Consider the following 7,782-nt stretch of genomic DNA (forward strand, 5'->3'; position numbering starts at 1 on the left):
ACCATCACTGGACGAGGATTTCCTTGAACAGGACCCCGTCGACATGCGCCGGATATACGGACAGGTTGATGCGCCTGAGCAATTCTTCCTTCAGACGGAACAAACCGGCGGATCCTTCTAGATCCGCGGGACGGAGCTCTCGCAGATAAATCTGGAAAGCATCGAGAATACGGGGCAGATACGGCTGTATCTGCTCGATCATCGCCCGGTTTTCGACTTCCAGGGCAATACGCACCTTCAGATACGTGGCCCGCCCCTCGGTCGCCAGGTTCACGGTCATTTCCGGCAGGTCGTAAAAGACCACCGGCTTCTGGGCTTCCTGCTCTGCCTGCGGCAGGCCGGAGGCATCTTTCCTGGGCGCACTGTCGCCCGACATGAAGAAGAAATATCCTCCCGCCCCTGCGATCAGAAGCACGACGACACCGATGCCGCCGAACAGGATCAGTTTTTTCCTGCCGCCACCGGTTTCCTCGTCGGCGCCCTCGTCGCCGTCGACCTGGGCATTTTCGTCGGCCATTCAAAACCCCGAGTCCTCTACACGCTCACGCGCGTTATAAGTTTCTAAAGAGTTAATGGTTAACGAGTGGTTACCAAAAGGTTAACGACCGCAACCCGGCAAAAATTGCCAATTGGTTAATTTCTGCCGGAAACCTTTACCGACCGCATCTGCCATCTCCAAATTTTCCCCTTGTTTTTCAATGCCTTGGAATTTGGCACACTCCCTGCAATCAGGGGAGCAGGCCGACGTTCTGGGGAGTTCGAAGGCCCGCCGGGGAGCAAAGGGAACTGTTAATATGGAGAATGCGCAGCTTATTGCCTTGTCGCGCCAGTCCGCCTTGCGGAATCAGCTCGACGTGGTCGCCAACAACATGGCGAACATCAATACGACAGGCTTCAAGTCGCAAAGAATGCTGTTCGAGGAATACATCATGCCCGTTGCCGAGGCGACGGAGTTCCAGGTCCCGGACCGCGATCTTTCTTACGTTCATGACGTCGGTACGCTGACCAACTTCGAGGCGGGGAGCCTCAAGACGACCGGCAACGACTTCGATCTGGCGGTGAAGGGCGAGGGTTTTTTCGTCGTCCAGATGGGCGACGGGACGCAAGCCTATACGCGTAACGGCTCGTTCCATCTGGACAACAACGGGCAGCTCGTGACCTCCGAAGGCCGTCCGGTTCTGACCGACAGAGGGCCGATCACCTTCAGCCAGCAGGACGGCAAGATCGAAATTGCCGAGTACGGCACGATTTCCACCGCGCAGGGCAACAGCGGCACGATCCGGCTGGTTAATTTCGACAACCCCCAGGAACTCATCCAGGTCGGCGATTCACTGTTTACGGGCGGAACGCCGGCGCCGTTGACCGACGGAAAGGTCGTTCAGGGCGCCATTGAGCAGTCGAACGTTCAAGGTGTCGAGGAAATCAGCCGGGTCATCGAAATCACCCGCGCCTATGAAACCATCAGCAAGCTGATGAAGGACACCGACGACCTGCGTCAAAGCGCGATTTCCGCGCTTGGCCGTCTCGAAGCCTGACAACGCCGGAGGACCCAATAGATGAAGGCACTGCATATCGCGGCCACCGGCATGAAGGCTCAGGAGCTGAATGTCGAGGTCATATCGAACAACGTGGCCAACATGCGCACGACCGGCTACAAGCGCCAGCGCGCGGATTTTCAGGATCTGCTTTATCAGAACCTGCGCCGCATGGGCGCCGAGACATCCGACGCCGGCACGATCGTCCCGACCGGCGTTCAGGTCGGCTCCGGCGTGAAGACGGCGGCGACCGCCCGCATCATGTCGCAAGGGTCTCTGGAAGAGACCAACAAGGAACTGGACGTCGCGATCCGCGGCGAGGGATTTTTCCAGATCGAACTGCCGGACGGAACGACGGCTTATACCCGGGACGGCTCGTTCGAACGCGACGCCAACGGCACCCTGGTGACCGTCGACGGCTACAGCGTCCTGCCGGGGATCACCATCCCCAGTGATTCCCGGGATATCACCATTTCCGCCGACGGCAATGTCCAGGTCGTCGACGGTACCGGGGCTACGGTCAACCTGGGCCAGCTCGAACTTGCCCGGTTCGTCAACAAGTCGGGCCTGGAAGCCATCGGCGACAACCTGTACCTGGAAACCGATGCCAGCGGGCAGCCCCAGACCGACACGCCCGGCAACGATGGCTTCGGCGATCTGCAGCAGAACTTCCTGGAAATGGCGAATGTGGATGCGGTGACCGAAATCGCCGACCTGATTGCCGCCCAGCGCGCCTACGAGATGAATTCGCGGATCATCCAGGCGGCCGACGAAATGTACTCCACCACCTCGAACCTCCGGTAGGGAGTAACGACAATGACCCGCATTTTCGCCCTCGCCGGGCTCGTAATCGGAACCCTGTTCTGGTCCTTGGCCGTATCCGCCGCCGAAGCCCCGGTGCTGCAGCCGGAAGTTCATACGCTTTCGGAAATCGTCACGATCGGCGACTTTTACCGCAATGCCGGAGATTTTGCCGGTATTCCCCTGTTCCGCTCGCCGGATCTGGGCACCTCCGGCGATGTGCCTGCCGAGCAGGTGGCAAAGCGCGCCCAGGCTGCCGGCCTCACCACGGCCGGCACCAATGGCCTGACCAAGGTCGTCGTTTACCGCCGGGCGGAAACCATCGGCCAGAGAGAACTGAAAACCATCGTGGCAAAAGCCCTGGCTGAACGGGACGCCTCGCTGTCGGAAAAGGATCTCGACGTCACCCTGTTTCAGGCGCCGTCAGCGGTTCATGCCGATCCGGGCGCTGAAAACCCCGTCAATGTGGATCAGGTGCTGTGGTCGCGGACCGACGGAAATTTCACGCTTCGGCTGAACGTCGCCGGCATCGGCGGTATCAGCCCGCTGACCCTGACCGGCGTTGCCAGGGAAATGGTGGAAGTCACCGCCCTGATCCAGCCGCTGAGCCGGGGCGCCATCCTGAAGCAGGAAGACCTCACCACCATCCGGCTGGCACGCGGCAGTGTTCCGGCGCGGGCCCTCACCGATGCGGATGACGTCCTGGGGTTCGCCGCCCGCTCGAACCTGCGCGCCAATTCCCCTCTGACACGGAATGACTTCGAACGGCCGGTCATCATTTCACGGGGTGAGAAGGTGACCGTCACCTACCAGCTCCCGGGCATGAAGCTCACGACCCGCGGACAGGCCCTGGAGGATGGCGCGGCAGGAGACATGATCGACATCATGAACCTTCAGTCCCGGCGGAAAATCAGCGCCACCGTCGTCGCACGCGGCCGGGTCCGGGTCGAACCGTCTGTCCCTGTGGCCAGCCTCAATGAAAGGGCGCAGCAATGATTTCAAACACGAAGTTCGCCCTTCTTGCCAGTGCCGCGCTCGCGGCCGCGGTCGGCGGTTGCGGAACGGCAGACAGGCTGTCCCAGATCGGCCAGCCGCCCGCCCTGAACGCCATCCAGGATCCGACAACGACTGCAGGCTACCGCCCGGTGCAGATGCCGATGCCGGAACCGCAGCAGGCTCACTACAATCCCAATTCGCTCTGGCGGTCGGGGAACCGGGCCTTCTTCGAGGATCAGCGCGCAAAACAGGTCGGCGACATCCTGACGGTCATCGTAACGATCAAGGACAAGGCCCAGTTTGACAACACGACAGAGCGCTCCCGCTCCGATTCCAGTGCCACCGGAGCCGGCGGCGCGCTCGGCAATGCCATCGACACGATCTTCCTCCCTGCAGGCAGTTCGGCCAGCGACATTGCAAGCGTCGACAGCACCAGCGACTTCACCGGAAAAGGCAAGGTCGACCGGGAGGAGACGCTGGAAACAGCCGTCGCCGCCGTGGTTCTCCAGGTCCTGCCCAACGGCAATCTCGTGATCGAGGGACGCCAGGAGGTCCGGGTGAATTTCGAGGTTCGCGAACTTGTCGTGGCCGGTATCGTTCGCCCGGAAGACATCACGTCGGAAAACACGATCGCCAGCGAGAAAATCGCCGAAGCGCGGATCGGTTACGGCGGCCGCGGCCAGATTACCGATGTCCAGCAGCCCCGTTACGGCAGCCAGGTCATGGATGTGCTGCTGCCGTTCTGATCAATCCGGACATTCTCCATCTGACATGGAAACAAGCTCCCCCGGCGGTCGGGACAGGTGTTCTAGAAGCCTGACCTGACCGCTGACAACGGGCACGGTGTGTCGCTCCCCGAACACCGTGCCCGTTTTCTTTTAGCCGGACTGCGCGCCTCACCTTCACCGAAACGAAAAAGGCTCTCCCGAACCGGGAGAGCCTTTCGCTGTTTCATGATGCCGAACCGGCCGATTACCGTAATTGATCAGTCGTCCCGGTAAACTTTCTCGCGCCGCTCATGGGCTTCCTGCGCTTCGATCGACAGGGTTGCGATCGGCCGGGCCTCCAGGCGCCGCAAACTGATCGGCTCCCCGGTCTCCTCACAATAGCCATAGCTCCCGTCCGCAATCCGTTCCAGCGCAGCGTCGATTTTCGAAATCAGCTTGCGCTGGCGATCCCTGGCCCGAAGTTCGATCGAACGATCGGTCTCGGAAGATGCCCGGTCGGCAAAGTCGGGATGGTTCTGGCTTTCCTCCTGAAGATTGGTGAGCGTTTCCTTGCTCTCTTTCAGGATATCGTCTTTCCACGCAAGCAGCTTGTTCTTGAAATATTCCCGCTGCCTGTCATTCATGAACGGCTCGTTTTCCGAGGGTCGATATTCAGACTCTAGTTCAACCGTCATCGATAGCTCCGGATTACCGTTAGGTCGCGGGCAATATATCCTCGACCCGGTAAACCGACAACGGTGCATTTTTCAAAAATAACAACGTAAAAATCATTGATTGATCAAACATTTAGGAAAATTAGAGCTTTTTGCGGGCTAACCCAGCGTCAAGACCGGCCGCACTCAGTCGGGGAATCGGCCGAGCTTTGCAAGCTCGACCTTGACCCTGAGTTCGATCTCATCGAGGACCGAATCGACCTCGGGATCGCCGCTCGATTCCCGCTCGGAAACCTCTTTCGCAAGTCCTTCCAGGTGCTCCTCGGAGACGTGTCCGGCGAGCAGATCGGTCTTGATCAGTTCGAGGCCGTCCAGCAGCGCATGCCCGCGCCGCGTCGCCCTGGATTTGCGGTCAGGCTTCTCGCCCACTTCCTGCAACGCCAGCAGGGCATCCATCCCCTGGATCGTTGACCCGCTCGAAAGCGCGCCTGTTTGCGGAGCATCGTCGCCCAGTTCAGGCGTGAAGGCGCCGTTGTCCGACGACGTGCGCTTCTTGGCGCCGCGCCCCTGCACGCCCGATAATGGCTTGTTTCCTGTAATGCGCATCTTTCTTACTCAGCTCTCGCCCGACCGCACCGCCCCGGTAGCGGTGGACTCGTGAGAATCTGCCGACAGAGGGTAATTGAGTCCGGGCTCACTCGGCAATATTTGCCCGCAACTTCACACCGCTCATTTTAGCACAAATACAATTCGCCTTCCTGTCGGCACCAAAACTTAAGGGAATCCGCCCATTCTGACAGCGGATCAGATTGACTTCGCCATGTTCGCGAAAACTGGCACGGCATTCGCAATAAGCAACGCGGATACACGGAAAAAGCAACGCGGATGTCCGGAAAACGTCCGGAAGCAGCCTGGACACCATGCGGACGGAAGAAAAAGACGCCGCTCAAGTCAGCGGTGCGAACGAGCGAACGAGAAACGATGAAACTGTTTACGAGAATCTGTTTTCTGCTCCTTGGCCTTGCGGCCTTCGCCGCACAGGCGTCGGCTGCCTCGCGCATCAAGGATATCGCCGATTTCGAAGGCATTCGCGAAAACCAGCTGATCGGATACGGTCTCGTCGTCGGCCTCAACGGCACAGGCGACACGCTCCGCGACGCGCCGTTCACCCGGCAAAGTCTGCAGGCGATGCTGGAACGCCTCGGCGTCAACACCCGGGACGTGGATCTCAAGACCAACACGGTCGCCGCAGTGATGGTGACGGCAAATCTGCCGCCCTTTGCGACACAGGGCACCCGGATCGACGTCAGTGTCAGCGCCCTCGGCAATTCAGACTCGCTTCAGGGCGGCACCCTTCTCGTTACGCCCCTGGTCGGCGCGGACGGGGAAGTCTACGCAATCGCGCAAGGCTCGGTCGCCATCGGCGGCTTCTCGGCACAGGCGGATGCGGCATCCGTCGTCCGTGGCGTGCCCACATCCGGACGGATCGCCAATGGCGGTCTCGTTGAACGCGAGCTGGAGTTCAAGCTCGCTTCCCTGACCACCCTGCGCCTGGCATTGCGCAATCCCGATCTCACCACCGCCCGGCGTGTGGCCCTTTCGATCAACGAACTGATCGGTCTGCCGACTGCCGAACCGCTCGATCCGGGCACGGTTCGCATCGATCTGCCCAAGGATTATGACGGCAACATCGTCGACCTCCTGACCGACATCGAACAGTTGCTGGTCGAACCGGACCTGGCCGCCCGCGTGGTGATTGACGAGAACTCCGGCATTATCGTCATGGGCCAGGACGTGAAGGTGTCGACCGTTGCCGTAGCCCAGGGCAATCTGACGGTCACCATCTCCGAAACACCGCAGGTTTCGCAACCTCAGCCCTTCTCCGGCGGCCAGACCGTGGTGGTGCCGCGGTCCCAGGTGTCGGTCAACAGCGACAACAACGCCAAGCTCGCGATTGTCGCGGAAACGGTCACGCTCAAGCAGCTGGTCGACGGGTTGAATGCCCTTGGCATCGGCCCGCGGGACATGATCTCCATCCTGCAGGCGATCAAGGCGTCCGGCGCTCTCCAGGCGGAAATCGAGGTGCTTTGATGTTCGACCCGGCAAAAAGTATCACGACCCCGGTCAACCCGCTGTCCGTCCTGTCCGGCGTCGACACCACCAACAAGTCCAAGGTCCGCGCCACCGCCGAAGGGTTCGAGGCCACGTTCTTGAACAACATGCTTCAGTCCATGTTCACCGGACTGGAGGACGGCGGCACCTGGGGCAGCGGCGACGGCGCCGAAGCCTGGAGGGGCATGCTGATCAACGAATACGCACAGTCCATTTCCAAGAGCGGAGGCATTGGAATTGCCGACGCCGTGGAACGCGAACTTTTGGCACTTCAGGAGGCCAGCCAATGAATGCCCAGACTGAAAAGGCGAAACTGCCTTTTTCGGTAGAACGCCCTACCAGCCCGGTCGAAGCGGAGCAGTTCTGCAACGCCCTCACACGGACGATGGACGAACTCCTGAGCCTGATCGAAAGCGAGACCGATCTGGTCCGAAACGGAAAACTGAGGGACGCAAGCACCCTTCAGCCGGAAAAGGCACGTCTCATCCACGAATACACCCGCGGAATGATGTCGGCCAAGGATCATGCGGTTGCCCTTGGTAATCTGTCGCCTGCAGCCACCCAGACCCTGCGCCGCAAACATGCCGAGTTCCAGCCGGTGCTGCGCATCAACCTGGCGGTCCTGTCCACGGCGCGCGAAGTGGCCAGCGACATCGTATCGACGGTCGCAAAGGCTGTCGGCGCGCAGCAACCGAACAGGACGACAACATATGGCCCGAACGGCGGCACGCCCACCGGCCCCCAATCGGCCCATGGCATCGCAATCAACCGGTCGCTGTAGGGTCTCCGGTCGAATGAACGATAATAATGAAAAGGCGCCCCTGGGCGCCTCAGACTGCTGACAAACCCCTGGCGTTAGCCGGGGGTTTTTGATTCACTGTTTTGATGTTGAAGAAACCCGGTCCGGATCAGACAGCGCTTGAGATGGTCACACTCGACCAGCTTGTTCCCGCCGAT

General features: G+C 60.3%; 10 protein-coding genes. 7 read left to right on the forward strand and 3 right to left on the reverse strand.

Going from position 1 to position 7,782, the window contains the following annotated elements; translation table 11 throughout:
* Window positions 1-4 precede the first annotated feature (4 nt).
* Complete coding sequence (locus HK439_RS17505) at window positions 5-517, reverse strand: flagellar basal body-associated FliL family protein (RefSeq protein WP_190292804.1); 513 nt, start codon at window positions 515-517, stop codon at window positions 5-7.
* Window positions 518-794: 277 nt separating this feature from the next.
* Here HK439_RS17505 and flgF point away from each other — a divergent pair, with 277 nt between their 5' ends.
* From flgF to flgH, 4 genes are read left to right on the forward strand one after another with little or no spacing between them, the layout of a single operon-like run.
* The gene (gene flgF, locus HK439_RS17510) at window positions 795-1,535 is read left to right on the forward strand and encodes a flagellar basal-body rod protein FlgF (RefSeq protein ID WP_190292805.1); all 741 of its coding nucleotides are present in this window, start codon (window positions 795-797) and stop codon (window positions 1,533-1,535) included.
* Window positions 1,536-1,556: 21 nt separating this feature from the next.
* Window positions 1,557-2,339, forward strand: a complete 783-nt coding sequence (flgG, locus tag HK439_RS17515; RefSeq protein ID WP_190292806.1) for a flagellar basal-body rod protein FlgG — start codon at window positions 1,557-1,559, stop codon at window positions 2,337-2,339.
* A gap of 12 nt (window positions 2,340-2,351) precedes the next feature.
* On the forward strand, window positions 2,352-3,332 hold the full coding sequence (gene flgA, locus HK439_RS17520; RefSeq protein WP_190292807.1) for a flagellar basal body P-ring formation chaperone FlgA: 981 nt from the start codon (window positions 2,352-2,354) through the stop codon (window positions 3,330-3,332).
* A complete protein-coding gene (flgH, locus tag HK439_RS17525) occupies window positions 3,329-4,078 on the forward strand; it encodes a flagellar basal body L-ring protein FlgH (protein WP_190292808.1) in 750 nt (249 codons plus the stop codon). Before flgA ends, flgH begins: the two co-directional genes overlap by 4 nt.
* A gap of 239 nt (window positions 4,079-4,317) precedes the next feature.
* Here the strand turns inward: flgH and dksA are convergent, their stop codons facing one another.
* Together dksA and HK439_RS17535 are read right to left on the reverse strand one after the other, a co-directional pair.
* Entirely contained in the window at window positions 4,318-4,734 is a 417-nt protein-coding gene (gene dksA / locus HK439_RS17530; RefSeq protein ID WP_190292809.1) for an RNA polymerase-binding protein DksA, read from the reverse strand.
* A gap of 165 nt (window positions 4,735-4,899) precedes the next feature.
* On the reverse strand, window positions 4,900-5,319 hold the full coding sequence (locus HK439_RS17535; protein ID WP_190292810.1) for a flagellar assembly protein FliX: 420 nt from the start codon (window positions 5,317-5,319) through the stop codon (window positions 4,900-4,902).
* A 375-nt stretch (window positions 5,320-5,694) separates the two neighbouring features.
* Between HK439_RS17535 and HK439_RS17540 the strand changes: the two genes are divergently transcribed.
* From HK439_RS17540 to HK439_RS17550, 3 genes are read left to right on the forward strand one after another with little or no spacing between them, the layout of a single operon-like run.
* On the forward strand, window positions 5,695-6,804 hold the full coding sequence (locus HK439_RS17540; protein WP_190292811.1) for a flagellar basal body P-ring protein FlgI: 1,110 nt from the start codon (window positions 5,695-5,697) through the stop codon (window positions 6,802-6,804).
* Window positions 6,804-7,115 (forward strand): rod-binding protein, encoded by a 312-nt coding sequence (locus HK439_RS17545; RefSeq protein ID WP_190292812.1) that lies wholly within the window; start codon window positions 6,804-6,806, stop codon window positions 7,113-7,115. Before HK439_RS17540 ends, HK439_RS17545 begins: the two co-directional genes overlap by 1 nt.
* Window positions 7,112-7,606 carry a hypothetical protein gene (locus tag HK439_RS17550; protein ID WP_209011899.1) on the forward strand — a complete coding sequence of 165 codons (495 nt, stop codon included), beginning with the start codon at window positions 7,112-7,114 and terminating at the stop codon, window positions 7,604-7,606. Before HK439_RS17545 ends, HK439_RS17550 begins: the two co-directional genes overlap by 4 nt.
* Window positions 7,607-7,782: the final 176 nt, after the last annotated feature.

Origin of the sequence: Roseibium aggregatum (genome assembly GCF_014692675.1) — a bacterium.
In the GTDB taxonomy this organism is placed as follows: Bacteria; Pseudomonadota; Alphaproteobacteria; order Rhizobiales; family Stappiaceae; genus Roseibium; species Roseibium aggregatum_C.

Coding starts and splice junctions, on each gene's coding strand:
- HK439_RS17550 (WP_209011899.1), top strand. CDS start 7,112: ATGAATGCCCAGACTGAAAAGGCGAAACTGCCTTTTTCGGTAGAACGC.
- flgF (WP_190292805.1), top strand. CDS start 795: ATGGAGAATGCGCAGCTTATTGCCTTGTCGCGCCAGTCCGCCTTGCGG.
- HK439_RS17505 (WP_190292804.1), bottom strand. CDS start 517: ATGGCCGACGAAAATGCCCAGGTCGACGGCGACGAGGGCGCCGACGAG.
- flgA (WP_190292807.1), top strand. CDS start 2,352: ATGACCCGCATTTTCGCCCTCGCCGGGCTCGTAATCGGAACCCTGTTC.
- HK439_RS17540 (WP_190292811.1), top strand. CDS start 5,695: ATGAAACTGTTTACGAGAATCTGTTTTCTGCTCCTTGGCCTTGCGGCC.
- flgH (WP_190292808.1), top strand. CDS start 3,329: ATGATTTCAAACACGAAGTTCGCCCTTCTTGCCAGTGCCGCGCTCGCG.
- HK439_RS17545 (WP_190292812.1), top strand. CDS start 6,804: ATGTTCGACCCGGCAAAAAGTATCACGACCCCGGTCAACCCGCTGTCC.
- flgG (WP_190292806.1), top strand. CDS start 1,557: ATGAAGGCACTGCATATCGCGGCCACCGGCATGAAGGCTCAGGAGCTG.
- dksA (WP_190292809.1), bottom strand. CDS start 4,734: ATGACGGTTGAACTAGAGTCTGAATATCGACCCTCGGAAAACGAGCCG.
- HK439_RS17535 (WP_190292810.1), bottom strand. CDS start 5,319: ATGCGCATTACAGGAAACAAGCCATTATCGGGCGTGCAGGGGCGCGGC.